This is a genomic window from Hyalangium versicolor (genome assembly GCF_020103695.1).
Lineage (GTDB): Bacteria > Myxococcota > Myxococcia > Myxococcales > Myxococcaceae > Hyalangium > Hyalangium versicolor.
On record NZ_JAHXBF010000022.1, the window covers coordinates 61,709 to 78,789 of the forward strand.

The following is a 17,081-nucleotide window of genomic DNA, read 5'->3' on the forward strand; positions in this document are numbered from 1 at the left end:
TAGTGAAAGAAACGCCAGGGGGTCCGCAGGGAGGGGCCCGCGAGAACGACTCCCCAGGTCCTCCGAAAGCCCCGGCTCAGCTCACGGCACCCCTTGTCAGGGCCAAAGCCCCTCCCGTAAACACGGAGCATGCGTCTGCTCCTGCTGCTCCCCTTCCTCGCCGCAAGCGGGGACACCCGCCTGGCCCAGGGCGAGAAGTTGCTCGAGGCCCACGACTGCGAGGGACTCCAGCAGCTCTTCGCTCCCGGCGACACCGCGCGAGCCGAAAAGGACCTCGACGGCGCGCGGCTGCTCGCCCGAGGCGCCGCCACATGCCGCAAGCAGGATCGCGTCCTCTCCTTCGCCCTCACCCAGCGGGCGCTTGCGCTCGCGCCCGACGACTATGGCGTGCGCACCGCCCACGCCGAGAGCCTCCTCTCCGTGGATGAGCGCACCGCCGCCGCCCACCTGCTGGACGCCATCCTCCAGACCCAGCCGCAGAACGCCATCCGCGCCCGCTTCCTGCGCGCCCAGCTCGCCGACGAGGAATCCGAGAGCGCCCTCGTCGTGAAGCTGGCCCAACCTCTCACCGAGGATCCCGAGTACGGCCCCCAGGCCCGCGCCCTGCTCGCCCGGCACCAGGCCGTCCTCCAGTCCCAGGCCCAGGCCCGCGAGTCCCTCGCCCGCGAGGAACAGGACGCCGCCCACCGCGCCGCCCAGGCTCAGGAGGTAGCAGCCCATCACACCCCTGAGTCCGAACTCACCTCCTCCCGCTCGGGCAAGGAGGCCTGGAGCGCTCGCGGCACCCTCAAGAGCGGCGGGCAGCGCACCTTCCACACGCGCAACCTCCAGGCCGGCGCCACCTACACCTTCCACGCCACCGGCACCTGCTCCGGCCCCTCCAAGCAGGGGCGCAAGGCCCGAATCGCACCGACAGTGGATCTCTTTGGACAAGACTTCCGGGTGCGCATCGGCTCCCTCGATCCCATGCCCCTCAAGGTAGGAGTGGAGCCCGAGCAGAACGCCCTGTCCTTCCGCGCGCCGGAGAACAACCCTCAGATCTTCCTGGAGGATCGGACATCGATCCGTCCGGACGGTCCTCGTTGTACGATCAGCGATGTAGCGGTCCGTAGCCCCTGAACCCAACCAAGGATCTCCGAGAGAGAACGGTCACGTAGCTTGCTGGACCCGGTGGCGTCTGCTAAGCATCCCGCGGTTGGGAGCGACGCATCTAACCTCCGGGATTCACTCTGGAAACCCGGGGGCCCGCCGGAGCGCGGGGAGAAGCGAACGCTGAGGAGCGTAGAGGAGCGGATACGCCCATGGGCACGCAACTGGTGATGTACGAAGAGGAGTTCACCAAGATCAACGCGGTTTGCGACCGGCTCACCAAGGACGCGAACGCGAAGGTGGTGTTCCTCGTCGACAAGAACGGGCAGCTCATCTCCTCGGCGGGGCAGACCCAGAACATCGACACCACGTCTCTGGCCTCGCTGACGGCCGGCAACGTGGCGGCGATGGGCGGGTTGGCCAAGCTGATCGGGGAGAACGAGTTCCCGAATCAATTCCACGAGGGAGCGAAGGACTCTCTCTACATGACCATCGTCGGCAGTCGGGTGGTGCTGGTCGTCATCTTTGACAACCGCACCAGCCTCGGTCTGGTCCGCCTGCGCATCAAGAAGGCCAGCGATGAGCTGACCAAGATCTTCGAGAGCCTGGTGAAGAAGACCGACACTCCCGGGATCGGCTCGCCGTTCGCCGAAATCTCCGACGACGATATCGACAACCTCTTCAGCGAGTAACCCGGGAAGCCATGTCCTTCATCAACTACTCCTCCCGCGAGATCAACTGCAAGATCGTCTATTACGGACCGGGCCTCTGCGGGAAGACGACCAACCTTCAGTACATCTACAACAAGACCGCGGCCGACACGAAGGGCAAGCTGATCTCGCTCTCCACCGAGACAGACCGCACGCTCTTCTTCGACTTCCTGCCGCTGTCGCTCGGTGAGATCCGCGGCTTCAAGACGCGCTTCCACCTGTACACGGTGCCGGGCCAGGTCTTCTACGACGCCAGCCGCAAGCTGATCCTCAAGGGCGTGGACGGCGTGGTGTTCGTGGCCGACAGCCAGATCGAGCGCATGGAAGCGAACATGGAGTCGCTCGAGAACCTGCGCATCAACCTGGCCGAGCAGGGCTACGATCTGAACAAGATCCCGTACGTCATGCAGTACAACAAGCGGGACCTGCCCAACGCGGTGACGGTCGAGGAGATCCGCAAGGCCCTCAACCCGCGCAACATCCCCGAGTACCAGGCGGTTGCTCCCACGGGAGTAGGCGTGTTCGACACGCTCAAGGCCGTGGCCAAGCTGGTGCTGACCGAGCTGCGCAAGGGCGGCTGATCAGCGGGCAGACAGGCGGCCCTCCCCCCCTGCAACGTGGGGGGAGAAGGGTGGTATGACCTGTCCCGTGGGGTCGGCTCCACTCGAGGTCGCTCGTGCGTTCCGCTTGCTCCATTCTCTGTCTCCTCGCGGTGCTGGGCGCCGGGCTCGGACTGCCAGCACTGGCCGAGGGGGCCGCCACGAGCCCACCCGCCGCAGCCCCCGCGTCCGCGCCTGTCACGGCTCCCGCCGAGAGCGCGCCGACTCCTGCTCCCGCCGGTGCCTCTTCCACTGAGGTGACGACTTCGCCCGCGGCAGCTCCGTCCGCGGCGACTCCGGCGGCTCCCAATGTGACCACGGTCACTCCGATTCCGGCGACGGCGGCTCCCGCAACCCCTGCCGCTGCTCCCGGCACCCGAGCCATTTCGCCGGTGCCTCCCGGGCCCGCGCCGCAGACAGCCGATGAGGCCTTCAACACGCGGGTGAAGACGCTGGAGGAGGAAGTCGTCGATCTGAAGGAGAAGATCTACCGCTCCAAGGCGCGCCTGCTGCTGCTGCAGGAGACGGTGCTCGGCGGAGATTTGTCCACGGGTGCTCGCGCGATCCTCTTCCACAAGAACGAGATGGGCAGCTCGTTCGTCCTGGAGTCGGTGGCGTACGCGCTGGACGGCGCGCCCATCTTCACCAAGGTGAACGAGGACGGAGACCTCGACAAGCGCGACGAGTTCGAGATCTTCAACGGCCGCATCGTCCCCGGGCAGCACCAGATCGCCGTGCGCTTCGTGTACCGCGGCAACGGCTACGGCGTGTTCAGCTACCTCGAGGGCTACAAGTTCAAGGTCCAGTCCAGCTACACCTTCAACGCGGAGGCCACGAAGATCACCACCGTGCGCGTGGTGGGCTTCGAGAAGGGCGGGCTGACCACGGACCTGAAGGATCGCCCGTCGGTGCGCTACGACATCGAGGTATCGCGCGACACGGGCCCGGCCAAGCCGGCGAACGGGAAGGAGCCTTCCGCTTCCTCCCCCACCGAGACGAAGTAGGAGCCGCTCTGGTGAACGCGTCTCGTCTCCGTGCCCTGGCCTTCTCGGCGGTGATCACCCTGGGCCCCGCCGCGCGTGCCGCCGATGCGCCCGCACCCGCTCCTGCCTCCGAGCCCGCTTCCACGTCCGCGTCCGAACCCGGCCCCCTGAAGGTCGGCGGTGATGTGAACCGCCAGCTCGAGCAGGTGGACAAGCAGCTCCAGAACGCCGACGAGAACATCCGCTTCGTGGAGACGCAGTTCACCCAGCGCTCCGAGCCGAGTGACGAAGAGGCCAAGCTGCGGCGCTTCTCCGACGGCGAGATTCAATACCTGCTGGGCGACTGGACCGCCGCCTCCGTCCTCTTCTACGACCTGGTGAGCGATCCCCGGTTCCGCAGCCACCCGCGCTACCCGGACGCGCTCTTCTATCTGTCTGACTCGCTCCTGCAACAGCAGAACTACATCGGCGCGAAGCTCTACCTGCGCGAGCTGCTCTCGCTGCCTCCGACGGAGCGGTACAAGGACGCGCTCACGCGCTACCTGTCCGTGGCCAGCCGGCTCAACCAGTTCGACGGCATCGACGACTACATCACCCAGGCCCGCAAGCTGTCCGGCGGACAGCTGCCTCCAGAGCTGGCGTACCTGCACGCCAAGTGGCTCTTCAAGCGCACGGACCTGAAGCCGGAGGATCGCATCGCCCGCGCCCGCGCCGCGTTCGAGCCGCTGACGCACTCCAACATCCGCATGGTCCGCCTGCAGAGCGCCTACCACCTGGGCGTTCTGTCCGTGCAGGCGGGGGACTACCCGGACGCGATCCAGCGCTTCACCGAGCTGGCCGCCCTGCCCGCCAACGAGCCGGCTGAGAATCGCATCCGCGAGCTCGCCAATCTCTCCCTGGGCCGGCTGCTCTACGAGACGGGCAAGCTGGACGAAGCGCTCGACCGCTACCAGGAGATCGCCCGCGGCAGTGAGTCCTTCACGGACTCGCTCTACGAGATCGCCTGGACGTACGTGAAGAAGGGCGACTTCGAGCTGGCCAAGAACGCCATCGACATCCTGCTGCTCGTGGACCCGGAGTCCCCGCTGGCACCAGATGCGCTGCTGCTCCAGGGGCAGCTGCTGCTGAAGCTGAAGAAGTACGAGGACGCCACGAGCTCGTACCAGGGCGTCATCGACGCGTACGGGCCGGTGCGGGACAGGTTGGATGAGCTGCTCACCCGCAACCAGGATCCGGTGACGTATTTCGACAACCTGCTGTCTCGCAACGACCGGACGCTGGACCTGAGCACGCTGCTGCCCCCGGTGGCCCTGCGCTACGCCCGGACCCAGGAAGAAGTGTCCAGCGCGGTGGCGCTCATCGGAGACCTCGACAGCGGCCGTAAGGGCGTGGGCGAGGCCCGGGATCTGGCCACCCGCATCATCCATGCGCTGGAAGACCGTGGGCTGGAGACGTTCCCCGAGCTTCAGGAGGGCTACACCCGCGCGGACGCCGTGGAGAGCGGGCTCACCCGCGTGGAGCAGGTGCTCGTCACGATCGAGTCCGCCGCCGCGCTGAAGCACCTGAGCGCCGAGGAGCGCGAGCAACTGGAGGCCGTGCGCAAGGAGCGCGAGGCCCTGGCCCAACGCTTCGCCTTGCTGCCCACCACGCAGCGCGAGTTGGAGGAGCGGCGCAAGCGGATGCAGACCCGCGTGGACGAGCTGGACCGCGAGGCCTTCCGCCTGGGCTACGAGCTGCAGAGCCTGAGCGCCATTGCCACCGCCATCCGCAAGTGGGTGGAGGACACGCGCACCGAGCGCAAGACGTCTCCCGAAGAGGAGATTCAGTTCCTCGCCCAGCTCCAGACGGAGTCGGACACGGTGGTGCGTACGCAAGAGGAGCTGGCGCAGACCCGCACCAAACTCGCGGACGAGCGCAACGCCGTGGCCACCGCCGTGGCCGGCGAGGAGCGGATCCGCCAGGACTTCTACGAGGTGCTGCGACGGGAGCACGCGCTGATCGCCTCGTTCGCGGAGCGGCTGCCCGAGAACGTGGGCGAGCTGCTGGCTCGGCTCCAGGAGGTGCGCGAGCGCACGGATGGGCTGCGCGGGCGCGTGACGACGGCCAAGGCCTCGCTGCGAGATCAGCTCGAGCGCCGAGGCCGCGTCATCCGCGACAAGGTCCGGGCCGAGCAGTCCCTGCTCGCACAGTACGAGTCGGAGGTGATCGCCGCCTCCGGAGACGCTCGCAACCTCGTGGGCCGCATCGCCTACGACAGCTTCCGCCGCGTGCGGCAGCAGTTCTACGACCTCGTCCTCAAGGGAGACGTGGGCATCGTGGACGTGGCCTTCACCCGCAAGCAGGACAAGACGTCGGAGATCCAGAAGCTGTCCGGGCAGAAGGATGAGGAGCTTCGCACGCTGGAGAAGGACTTCCGGGAAGTCCTCAAGGACATCGAGTAAGCGATGCGCCGGCTCCTGCTCACCCTGCTCGTGCTGACGTCCCTGGCCGCTCCCGCGCAGCAGCCGGGTGCGAAGGCCAGCAGTGCGAAGGCCAGCGGAGCCAAGACCCGCAAGACGAGCGGTGCCAAGACGGGTGGCGAACAGTCCTCGCCCCCAGCGAAGCCCAGCGAACCGGCCGCGGCAGGCACGAGCGCAGCCCCTGCCCCAACGAACGAGAGCGCCCCACCGCCTCCCGCCGCGCCCGAGCCCGCGAAGCAGCAGAGCCGCTACCTGGAGGGCCTGGGCCGCACGCCCGAGGAAGATGCGCTGCTGCGGGACATCAGCGACGCCCTCCGGAACTACGAGGAGGAATCGGCCGACTTCCGCCGCGAGGTGCAGCTCCTGGTGGAGCGCAAGTACGAGGAGAAGCGCAACGGCCTGGGCGCCTCGTACGAGAAGCTCATCGGAGAGCTGGAGATCAAGGAGCGCAAGGAGCGGTTGGACGCCATCGCCCGCTTCGAGGAGTTCCTGCGCCGCTACCCGCTGGAGCCGCGCTACTCGCCAGATGTGATGTTCCGCCTGGCCGAGCTCTACTACGAGCGCTCCAGCGACGAGCACCTCGCCGCCATGCGCGAGCACGAGGAGAAGCTCAAGGCGCTGCCCGAAGGCGCCGATGCTCCTCCCGAGCCCGAGGCGAGCTTCGCCCCCTCCATCGCCATCTACACGCGGCTCATCAACGACTTCCCGAAGTACCGGCTCAACGACGCCGTCTGGTACCTGCTGGGCTACTGCATGGAGAAGCAGGGCCAGTTCGACGAGAGCCGCGCCACCTATGAAGAGCTGATCGCCCGCTACCCTACGAGCCGCTTCGCCACCGAGGCATGGGTGCGCATCGGCGAGTACTGGTTCGACTCGTACAGCGACCCGATGGCGCTCACCAAGGCCGCCGAGGCCTACGAAGCCGCCACGAAGGACAAGACCCACCCGCTCTACGACAAGGCGCTCTACAAGCTGGGGTGGACGTACTACCGGATGGACCGGTTCGACGAGGCGGTGGATCGCTTCCTCGCGCTCGCGGACTTCTACGAGGCCCAGAAGGAGGCCAAGGGCGACGAGGCCGGCGGTGGCGATCTCCGCGAGGAGGCCCTCCAGTACGTGGCCGTCTCCCTGGCGGACGACACCTGGGGCGGACTGCCCAAGGCCCAGGCACTCTTCGCTCAGCGAGGCCCTCGTCCGTACGAGGCCGACATCTACCGGCGCCTGGGCAACATCTGGTTCGACCAGACCAACCACACAGCCGCCATCGAGGCCTACCGGCTGGTGCTGCAGAAGGAGCCCCTGGCTCCGGACGCGCCGCAGATCCAGCAGAAGATCGTCCAGGCCTACGAGCGGGACCGGAAGATGGACGAGTCCTACGCCGAAGCCGAGCGGCTGGCCACCGCCTACGCGCCGGGCTCCGACTGGTACAAGGATCACCAGAGCGAGCCGGATGTGCTCGCCACCGCGGACGATCTGGCCGAGAAGAGCCTCTACCGCACCGCGCTCTACCACCACCAGCAGGCGCAGGCCTTCAAGAAGGACGGCAAGTACGACCAGGCGCTCGTCGGCTACCAGGTGGCCGCGCGCGCCTACGGCGCCTATCTGGATCGCTTCCCGCGCACCAAGAGCAGCTACGAGATGCGGTACTACTACGCCGAGTGCCTCTACAACTCGTTCCAGTTCGCCCTGGCGGCGAAGAGCTACGAGGAGGTGCGGGACTCGCGGCTGGACAACCGGTTCCTCTCCGAGGCGGCCTTCAGCGCGGTGCTCTCGTGGCAGAAGCAGCTCGCCGAGGACGTGAAGGCGGGCAAGGCGAAGGAGTACAAGCCCCTGCGCTCCGCCGAGCGCCCCGCCGGTGAGGTGGTCCAGGTCATCCCCCTGGTCGAGCCCGAGCCCCAGCTCGTCGCGGCCTCGGACGCGTACGTGGCGGTGCTGCCCAAGGACGAGAAGAGCCCCGGCATCGCGTACCAGGCCGCGGAGCTGTACTACTCGCACAACGACTTCCCCGAGGCCCGCAAGCGCTTCGAGCAGATCGTCAAGAGCTACCCGAAGCACGAAGTGGCCCGCTTCTCCACCAACCTCATCGTCGAGAGCTTCCTCATCGACAAGGACTGGCGCAGCGTCGAGAGCGTGGCGGGCCGGCTCGCGGACAACAAAGACGTTATCGATCCATCGACCGACCTCTACAAGAGCCTCGTGAAATTCAAGCTCGGTGGCCGCTTCAACCTGGCCCAGGAGCTCATGGATCAGCAGAAGTACGAGGAGGCCGCCGCCAAGTTCATCGAGCTGGTGGATGAGGCGCCTCGCCACGAGTTCGCCGACAAGGCGCTCAACAACGCCGCCGTCTGCTACGAGAAGAGCCTCCGGTTCGACTCGGCGCTCAAGCTCTACGAGCGCATCTACCGCGAATACCCCACCTCCACCCTGGCGGACGCCGCGCTCTTCCGCGTCGCGGTGAACGCGGAGAACTCGTACGACTTCGACAAGGCCGTGGTCAGCTACCAGAAGCTGGTGAAGGACTACCCCGCCTCCAAGGACCGCGAGGCCGCGCTCTACAACTCCGCGCGCCTGCTCGAGGGCCAGCAGCGCTACGCCGACGCGGCCGCCGCCTTCCTGCGCTACGCGGACCTGTTCCCCAACTCGGAGGACGCGCCGAAGAACCAGTTCCGCGCCGCCCTCATCTACGAGAAGCAGGAGGACTGGAAGGGGCAGATCCGCGCGCTCAACGAGTTCGTGGAGAAGTTCTCCAAGAAGCCCGCGCAGGCGGAATTGGTCGTGGACGCCCGGCGCCGCATCGGCGACGCGTACAAGAAGCTGGGCAAGACCAAGGAGGCCCAGCGCGCCTGGGAGGACGCCGCGTTCGAGTTCGATCGCCGCAAGCTCAAGCCGGACACGGCTCCCATCGCCGCGGACGCCGCCGCCTACAGCCGCTTCCAGCTGGCCGAGTTCGAGTTCGAGAAGTTCGACAAGCTGAAGATCGGCGGCAACGGCAAGGCCCTGACCAACAGCTTCACGGCCAAGCGTGCCGCGGTGAAGACCGTCAACGAGGCCTACACCAAGGTCATCGCCTACAAGCGCGTGGAGTGGTCCCTGGCCGCCTTCTACCGCAAGGGCTACACGCTGGAGCGCTTCGCGAACACCATCATCGAGACGCCCATCCCCCCAGACGTGAAGCGCCTGGGCGAGGAGGCCGTGGTCACCTACCAGGACCAGCTCGCCCAGCAGACGGCGACACTCGAGGACGCAGCGGTGGAGAGCTACACAGCCACGATCCAGGAGGCGCGCAAGTACCGCGTCTCCAACGAGTGGACGCGGCGCACGCTCGAGTCGCTCAACCGCTACCGCCCCAAGGAGTATCCGGTCCTCAAGGAGCCCAAGCAGGCCATCTCCTCGGACTCGGTCTACCCCGACGGCCTGGTGGGCGAGCTGCTCGGTCCCGAGCGCCCCGCGGACAAGGCGCCCCAGAAGCTGACCGGTGGAGGTGAAAAGTGAGGACGTCCCTCCTGCGTTCCGCCGGTCTGGCCCTGCTGCTGGGCGCCGCCTGCACCTCCGCGCCCAAGCCCGTCCCGACGCCCGCGAACAGCACTGCGCTATCCGGCTCCCCTGCTCCTGTCACCTCCGCCGCGAGCAATGCCCCCGCTCCCGAGGCCTCGGGCGGAACCCAGGTCGTGAAGACGGAGCCCGCGCCCTCGGCCACGCCCGAGGCCTTCAAGCCCCCACCTCCTCCCGCGACCGGCCCCCAAGCGGACTTCGAGCGCGCGGTGGAGATCGCCCGGCGCGGCGAGCTGGAGATGGCGGCCAAGGGGCTCGAGGCCCTGCTGAACACCAACCCCAAGCTGGACTACGCCTGGACGAACCTGGGCGTCATCCGCGAGCGCCAGAGCAAGCCGGACGAAGCCGAGAGGGCCTACCGCAAGGCGCTGGAGCTCCAGCCGGATCAACCCGCCGCGTGGGACTTCCTCACCCGGCTCTACTGCCGCACCGATCGCGCCACGCGCATCGAGGCCGAGCTGCGCCAGAAGCTGGAGTCCAAGCCAGACGCCGTGGGCATGCGCACCGCGCTCTCCGTGGCGCTGCTGCTCCAGAAGAAGCTGGAGTCCGCCTCCAACGAGGCCAAGCGCGCCCTCAAGACGGACGAGCGCAACGTGAAGGCCATGCAGGTGCTCGCCCAGGTCTACTACCGCGAGAAGAAGATCGAGCTGGCCCGCATCGTCCTGGAGAACGCCCGCGCCGTGGATGCCAACGACGCGGCCACCCACAACGCGCTTGGCCTGGTGCAACTGGCCCTCAAGGCGCGCCCCCAGGCCCTGGAGAGCTTCAAGAAGGCCTCCGAGCTCCGCCCGGACTTCGCCGAGGCTCGCAACAACTACGGCGCCATGCTCAACGAGGCCCAGGACTATCAGGCCGCCGCCACCGAATTGGAGGCTGCCGTGAAGGCCGCGCCGGACTTCGGCTCGGCCCGGCTCAACCTGGGCAACGCCTACCGGGGGCTCGGAGACTTCCCCCGCGCCAAGGCCGAGTACGAGAAGGTGCTCCAGCTCCAACCCTCCCTGGTGGACCCCTACTTCAACCTCGCCATCCTCTACCTGGACCTGGAGCCCGAGGGCCTGGACCCGATCGAGCGCTTCAAGACGTGCATCGCCTTCTTCGAGAAGTACAAGAGCCAGGGCGGCAAGGACGACCGCATCGAGCAGTACGTCAAGGATGCCCAGAAGGGTATCGACAAAGAGGAACGCCGCCGCGAGCGTGAGAAGCGCGACCAGCTCAAGAAGGCGCAGAAGGCCGAGGAGGAGAAGAAGAAGGCCGAGGCCGAAGCCCAGGCCACACCTGCGCCTACTCCCGCCCCACCCACTGCCGGCACACCCTCTGCCACACCGGCCCCCACCTCGGGTAAGCTGTCCCAAGACGCCAAGTAGAGGCCTCGCATGAGAACCCTTCTCGCCCTCCTGATGATGATCGCCGCCGCGCCCGCGCTGGCGCAGGACACGGGCGCGCCCAAGAAGAAGAAGGTCATCCGCCTGGATGCCCTCACCGTCGAGGGCAAGATCCAGAAGCCCCAGGCCTTCTACATCCTCCAGCGGTCGAACCTGAACTTCGACGATCTCAACCACCCCGAGAGCTTCGTGCCCAAGGTGGTTCAGACGGTCGACAAGCAACCTTTCTAGGGCCTCCGCTGTCCAACACCGCCATGGCTTCCCCTCAGCTTCAGCCAAACAAGCTCCTGCGCGTCGGCATCATCCAGGGCGACCGCATCCTCGAGGAGCATCACCTCCTGAGTGATGACGTCACCATCGGGCACGATGCGAAGAACACCATCGTCCTGCCCGCCTCGGAGGAACTGCCGGCGAAGTTCGCCATCTTCGAGAACCGCAACAGCCAGTACCAGCTCGTCTTCGACGACACGATGCATGGCCGGGTGCACCTGGGCAGCTCGGACGTCGACTTCGATCGCATCCGCAAGCAGGGCCTGGCCCAGGAGCGCGGCACCAACTACGTGCTGCCGCTCCAGGAGAGCGCTCGCGGCAAAGTGGACCTGGCCGACGACATCACCCTCTTCTTCCAGTTCATCACCCCTCCGCCCGAATCGGAGCGGGTGACGCTGCCCCCGGATGTGCAGGGCGGCTTCTGGAAGGCGATGGACCGCGTGTTCTTCGGCATCCTCGCGGCCTCGCTCCTGTTCCACTTCGCCTGGGGTGCCTTCATCGTCTCGCGCGAGCCGCCGCCCGAGCCCGAGCTGGCCCTGGATCAGCTGGAGGACCGCTTCGTCTCCGCCATCATCCCCCAGAAGCCTCCCGAGCCGGAGAAGGTGGCCGAGGCCCCTCAGGCCGCCGCCGATGACTCCGCGGAGAAGAAGGAGGACAAGAAGCCCTCCGAGGCCAAGCAGGACTCCAAGCCCCAGGACGCGGCCACGCACAAGGCGGAGCTCGTCAAGAAGGTGCAGGGCAAGGGCCTGCTGAAGATCCTCGGCTCGAACTCCGGTGGCGCCGGCGCGTTCGCGGACGTGCTCGGCGGCAGCACTGGCGGTGGAGAGATCGCCGAGGCCCTGGCTGGAGCAGGCGGCGTAGGCGTGGCCACCAGCGACGCCCTGGGCGCCAACGGGCCCAAGGGCGGCGGTGCGGGCAACGTGGCCAGCATCGGAGACCTGGGCACCAGCGGTGGTGGCAAGGTGGACCTGGGCGCCAAGAAGGAAGTGGCCGTCGAGGGCCGCGTGAAGGACGCCGCCCCCGAGGTGGAGAGCTCGGACGTGGACCGCGATGCGCTGGCCCGCTACGTCAAGGCGCGCCTGAAGGCCATCCAGAACTGCTACGAGAAGGAGCTCAAGCGCAACCCGAGCCTCAAGGGCAAGGTGGTGGTCCGCTTCAACATCATGCCCAGCGGACGCACCGGGGGCATCGAGATCGAGGAGAACACCGTGGGCAACGAGGCGGTGGGCAGCTGCATCCGCACCGTCATCCGCAGCTGGGTGTTCCCCTTCAAGCCCGACGACGAGGTCTCTGTCGCCTACCCGTTCGTGTTCTCGCCCGCGGGCTGATGAGACTTCCTCCAGTCCTCCGCCTGGGGCGCGTCACAGCACGCGGGCGGCGCGGGCCTCCTCCAGCGTGTACTCCTGCCCGACAGTGGTGAAGGGGCCTGTCTTCTGAAGGAGCCACGCGCGGGCGCCCGGCGGCATGTAGAAGTCCTCCTCGAAGGGTGACAGCCCCAGGTGGCGCAGGTAGTCCTTGAGCATCTCAAAGGTAAACCGGTCCCTCACCCGGCGCGCTTGGTACTGCTCCACCTGCTCGAAGGGGAAGGGCTCACCCTCCTGCTCGAAGACCCAGCGGCCCCCGTCATTGGCAACCTCCAGGGCGCGCACATAGTTGTGGAGCTTTCCCGGCTGCTCCGGGCCGAACACATCCAGCATCACCGCGCCATAGCGGACGCCTTGGTTCTTGCGCTGCGCATGGGGCACGGCGACCACCCGCAGGCACCGGATGCTCAGTCTCCGGGCCATGTAGCGCATGGGGCTGGCGGCATCCGTCCCGGTCCACTGGTTGTCTACGTAGGCGGTCCAGGCGCTGCGCGTCGGGATGAACAGGCACCGCTCCCCCCCACTCAGGGGCAGCAGGCGGGAGAGCACTTGCTCCAGGGTGCCCGTGACGGGCAGCACCTCAATGGTGAAGCCACGGGACGTCGCCAGCCCTCTCTGCCATGTGGCGAAGGCTTGCGCCGCCTGCTCCGCACCCAGCTCCAGAAAGCCCATCGTCGAGGTGACAGGCGCCCAGCGGTCCTCCAGCAGCAGTCCCTTCATCTCTTGCCTCATTCAGGCCCGCCTCATTGCTCAGGGATGATGATCAGGATGACCTTGGCTTCTGGGTCGTTGGCGGTGAGGCGCGACTGGTGGCCAGGGCCACGGCCCGAAGTCGGTGAGTCGTACTCCACATGGTAGCGGCGGTCGTTATAGTCGAATTGCAGGTCCGGCCGATTGATTCCCGTGCGCTGGCCGTTCTTGAGCGTCAGTTGCTGCTGGTTCACCCGGATGTTCCTGGCGCCTAGCTCGTCCAGGTACTCGATGTCCCTCTGGAGTTGCGCATTCTGCCTGGGGCTGGGGCTGATGGGCCGGGTCGTCCTGAGTGGGTCTGGCACGTCCGGCTTGACAGTGAGGTCCTGGCGCAGGCGTGGCCCTGCGGGCACCGGGGGCGTTGGGTTCTTGCCTGTGAGGGCTTGGACCAGTTCCGGAGAGGGCGCGAGGGTGCCCGGCGCCGGAGGGGGCGGAGCTGGCCTCGGAGCGGGTTCTGGAGCAGGTGCCGTGACTCTCGGCGCAGCAGGCGGAGCAGGCGGAGCCTCCACCCTGCGAGGGCGCACCGGCTCCGGGATACCCCACCCAGGCACCGGCCGCGTGGCGGTCATCAACTTCCCAGCGGCCACTCCCACCGCCAGCGCCGTGAAGAACTCCTGGGCCGCGCCGAGCTGGGACACCTCCCGTTCGGTGAACATCTCCTGGCCACTGCCCATCTGCCACCCGCGCTCCAGCGCGAAGTGCAGCGGGTTGACATCCCTGGCCAACCCATACAGCCCCAGCGAGAGCTGAAGGGTGGCTGGGTGCGTCCACACGTAGTGGTTGACGATGCGCCGCCGGTTCTCCCAGTGCGCATACCCCTCGGCGGCAGCGGCGCCTGTGCCCAGCCGCCGCTCCATGTCCTCAGTCTGCTCGGGGGTGAGGCGCTCCGGCGTCACCAGCGGCCACATGCGGAGGGGCTCGGGCACCGTCTCCGCGCTCATGGCCACGGCGTATTTGAGTTCCCACTCGGACAGCGGGTGGGTCCAATGCTGGAGGTCCACCCCAGGGCCCGCCTCCCACCAGCGCGCGACGTCCCTGGGGAGTCGCAAGAGCAGAATCTGCTGAATCACATCCCGCTCGCCGGAGGGCAGGTGTACCCCCTCCGAAGGAGCGGGCGAGAGCCCCGCCGTCCTCACCTCTGCTGCGGATGAGGAGCCCGGGCCCTGCGGCTGGAAGGCACCTGCTGGACTCAGGGCGGACTGCTGCGCCCAGGGGCGCTGAGGCCGGGCGAGGGCAGGCGCACGGGATGGGGGGCCGAAGCCGAAGAGGAGACCCACCCCGAGGGAGACCACCCCTTCGCCTTGCGTGAGCCTGGAGGGCGGGAATGCGTACACGCCCGCAAGGCCCACCTCCAGGCCAATGCTCCTCCGGATGGCGTGCACCCCGACTTCGCCTCCAGCGCGCAGCCGGGGAGGCTCCCAGGGGCGGGGGGTGACGGCCACTCCACCCAGGGCCTTGAAGTACAGCGGCCCCTCGCCCGTGAAGCGCGCTACCGCGTCCGTGGACAGCTCCCACGCTCTGGTGGAGGGGGACGGGGGCAGCAACGTCAACCGCGCCCCCACCCCCTGGCCTGATTCACCCAGGCCCCACAGGCTCAGGCTGTACGAGGTGCGCGGCGCCCAGGGGCTGCCCAGCGCGGTGCCCTGAGAGACTCCCGCCCCCACCACGGCCCGCATCGGGCTCGTCTCGTCAGAGGCGTGCGCCCCGGGCGCGACGAAAACAACCAGCAGCAAAAGGCAGATAGCCACATGGAACCAAGAGGACTGGCTCGCTCCTAGGCTCCTCATAGGGCAAGCCCTTCGAGGGCCGCTCCTCCGGCGCTGGCGACGAGCAACCCGGGAAAGAGTGCTTCGGCCTTCCACAGAAGACGCCACAGGTTCATGTGCCACCGCTTTTGGCGAGGAAGAGATCAGGTTAGAGGGCTGCCACGAGCAAGGGGAGGAGCCGCCGGGTGGCGCCTGTGCTTCACCTCCGGCCCCCTTGCAGGGGCAGCCTCGCGCCCGACACTGACGCCTGGACGCTCGCCACGTCCCTGCTCCCCCCAGGTAGCGCCGCGCCGCTGCCATTGTCCTGCCTGCTGGGTCGCTCGCCACGCGCCCAAGTCGTTGCGCTCCAGCGCCCCGAGCGGGGAGCCAGCGACGGTCGCCGCCATCCTGGAGCGCTCCAGCAGCCCGAGTTGGGAGCCTCGACGATGGCGGCCACCCTGAATGGCAGGGGCGAGCGCGCCGTCAACCGGCCGCGGCCCGGCGCGGGAGCAGGATGAGCTGAGCCCGCTCCCGGGCCACCACCTGCAGCGGTTGACGGACGTCCACGAGCATCGAGCCCCGAGTGACCATCCTCAGGCCCTCCTGCTCGAACTCCACGGGGGCCGTGAGCACGAGCAACGAAGTGCCTTCCTTGACGCGGAGCGCCTCACGCGCGGCGAGCTCCCGGTGCTCCCCCTGCTGCAGCCACGCCAGCCGTTCCTGACGGTCCAGGGAGCCGTAGCGGGGGTTCTCGCGCACCAGGTCATCGAAGCGCCGCCGGGCGAAGGTCCGCCACACCATCTGGCGCATCCGGGCGTGGGCCTCCATCACCGGCAGCAACACCGAGCGCGGGATGCGCACCAACGTCGATGCCGAGGCGGTGCGGATGGACGCGGAACGGTGCTCGCGAGCGAGCATGGCGATCTCTCCGAACATCGTCCCGCTGCCCATCTCATCCACCACCGTCTCCGCGGCGCTGCTCTCCACGAGCACGTAGGCCGCGCCCCGCGCCAGCAGATACATCTCGTCACTGGAGTCCCCCTCTCGGAAGACGAATTGCCCGGCGGGCAGCGCGAACTCCTCGGCGCTCATGGCCAGGGACTCCAGTGCCTGCTCATCGAACCGGGCGAAGAGGGGCGTGGACTGAAGCTGGCGCACCATGCTGGCGCGCCGCAGACGGGCCGCTCCGGGCAGCCGCCGCGCCATGCGCCGGGCGGCCTCCAGCGGCTGACGCAGCCGGCGCTGGGCCACCGCGCGCACCATGTGAATCACATTGGCAAGCGACAGGGGCACCATCGTCAAGAGCCCATGGCCCTCGACATAGCCCGGGTTGGCTTCGAGGAAGAACCGGGCCGCGGGCTTGTCGCAGTTCCGCCAGTAGTCCCGCTCCACCTCGGTATCGCGCGGTCGCCAGCCCACGTGCCGCACCAGCGGCTGTTCCGGGTTCACCCTCTTCAGGCTGAACTCGCCCGCCAGTGAGTTCATGAAGGCCAGCAGCTCCGGTGGCGTCTCCCGCTCGCGCTGGGGCCAGATCGTTCCGAAGTGGTGGGCCACCAGCGTGTAGCTGGAAGGGTGCACCAGCGCGCCCAGGTAGTAGGCCTTCCGGCCCGGGTTCTTCAGCATGTAGCGCAGCAGCCGCCTCAACCCGAAGCGCATGGTGATGCTGTCTCCCCGGTAGGCTCGCAGCGAGCCCGCCGCCGCGCGGAACACCGCCACGGGCTGCCCATCCAGGCATCGCTCGAAGACGTGCAGGGCGAAATAACCGACGATCTCCCCTGCCTCGTTCTTGTGGACCTGCAGCCAGGTGTGCTCCGCCTTCGACTCGACGACGAACTTCGCGAAGGACTCCTTCTCCGAGACGTCGAAGACCTGCTGGTGGATCGCGAAGAGCGCATCCGCGAGCTCGCGGCGCTTCACGTCGGACAACTCGTTGAGGGTGATGATCTCGGTACTCACGATACGGGGCATGATGGCCGCTCCTTTCGTCTGGGGCTCTGGTGCCTCCAGACATGCTCGAAGCTGCCAGACGGGCCTGTTCCGCACCGTGATGCGCCTGACACGGGCAGAGTGAAGGCCGTCACAGCGGACTCCGCGCGGGGCTGCTTGGCCGGAAGCCTGTGGGATGGAAGGCTTGAGGTATAGTTCGCGGCGGATTCTCCCTCGAACGTGATCCGCCTG

General features: G+C 67.7%; 12 protein-coding genes. 9 read left to right on the top strand and 3 right to left on the bottom strand.

Annotation, left to right across the window (positions count from 1 at the left end; all coding sequences use genetic code 11):
* Positions 1–129 precede the first annotated feature (129 nt).
* From KY501_RS37770 to KY501_RS37810, 9 genes are all read left to right on the top strand, one after another.
* Entirely contained in the window at positions 130–1,119 is a 990-nt protein-coding gene (locus KY501_RS37770) for a tetratricopeptide repeat protein (protein WP_224368731.1), read from the top strand.
* 182 nt (positions 1,120–1,301) lie between these two features.
* Positions 1,302–1,781, top strand: a complete 480-nt coding sequence (gene mglB / locus KY501_RS37775) for a gliding-motility regulator GTPase-activating protein MglB (protein ID WP_044198107.1) — start codon at positions 1,302–1,304, stop codon at positions 1,779–1,781.
* Positions 1,782–1,792: 11 nt separating this feature from the next.
* Positions 1,793–2,380: a gliding-motility regulator Ras-like GTPase MglA gene (gene mglA, locus KY501_RS37780; RefSeq protein WP_002613100.1), complete on the top strand. Its 588-nt coding sequence runs from the start codon at positions 1,793–1,795 to the stop codon at positions 2,378–2,380.
* A 95-nt stretch (positions 2,381–2,475) separates the two neighbouring features.
* Positions 2,476–3,402, top strand: coding sequence for a dihydrolipoamide acetyltransferase (locus tag KY501_RS37785; protein WP_224368732.1), 927 nt, complete (start codon positions 2,476–2,478; stop codon positions 3,400–3,402).
* Between the two features lie 11 nt (positions 3,403–3,413).
* Positions 3,414–5,822, top strand: a complete 2,409-nt coding sequence (locus KY501_RS37790) for a tetratricopeptide repeat protein (RefSeq protein ID WP_224368733.1) — start codon at positions 3,414–3,416, stop codon at positions 5,820–5,822.
* A 3-nt stretch (positions 5,823–5,825) separates the two neighbouring features.
* The gene (locus tag KY501_RS37795; protein WP_224368734.1) at positions 5,826–9,332 is read left to right on the top strand and encodes a tetratricopeptide repeat protein; all 3,507 of its coding nucleotides are present in this window, start codon (positions 5,826–5,828) and stop codon (positions 9,330–9,332) included.
* Positions 9,329–10,756 carry a tetratricopeptide repeat protein gene (locus tag KY501_RS37800; RefSeq protein ID WP_224368735.1) on the top strand — a complete coding sequence of 476 codons (1,428 nt, stop codon included), beginning with the start codon at positions 9,329–9,331 and terminating at the stop codon, positions 10,754–10,756. Before KY501_RS37795 ends, KY501_RS37800 begins: the two co-directional genes overlap by 4 nt.
* Before the next feature lie 9 nt (positions 10,757–10,765).
* The gene (locus tag KY501_RS37805) at positions 10,766–11,005 is read left to right on the top strand and encodes a hypothetical protein (protein WP_224368736.1); all 240 of its coding nucleotides are present in this window, start codon (positions 10,766–10,768) and stop codon (positions 11,003–11,005) included.
* Between the two features lie 23 nt (positions 11,006–11,028).
* Positions 11,029–12,372 (top strand): AgmX/PglI C-terminal domain-containing protein, encoded by a 1,344-nt coding sequence (locus tag KY501_RS37810; protein WP_224368737.1) that lies wholly within the window; start codon positions 11,029–11,031, stop codon positions 12,370–12,372.
* 33 nt (positions 12,373–12,405) lie between these two features.
* On the opposite strand, the gene KY501_RS37815 is transcribed toward KY501_RS37810, so the two are convergent.
* The 3 genes from KY501_RS37815 to KY501_RS37825 all read right to left on the bottom strand — a co-directional run bounded on the left by KY501_RS37815 (position 12,406) and on the right by KY501_RS37825 (position 16,871).
* Positions 12,406–13,140 carry a hypothetical protein gene (locus KY501_RS37815; protein WP_224368738.1) on the bottom strand — a complete coding sequence of 245 codons (735 nt, stop codon included), beginning with the start codon at positions 13,138–13,140 and terminating at the stop codon, positions 12,406–12,408.
* A gap of 11 nt (positions 13,141–13,151) precedes the next feature.
* Complete coding sequence (locus tag KY501_RS37820; protein WP_224368739.1) at positions 13,152–14,834, bottom strand: hypothetical protein; 1,683 nt, start codon at positions 14,832–14,834, stop codon at positions 13,152–13,154.
* A gap of 552 nt (positions 14,835–15,386) precedes the next feature.
* Entirely contained in the window at positions 15,387–16,871 is a 1,485-nt protein-coding gene (locus KY501_RS37825) for a cyclic nucleotide-binding domain-containing protein (protein WP_224368740.1), read from the bottom strand.
* Between the last annotated feature and the right edge of the window lie 210 nt (positions 16,872–17,081).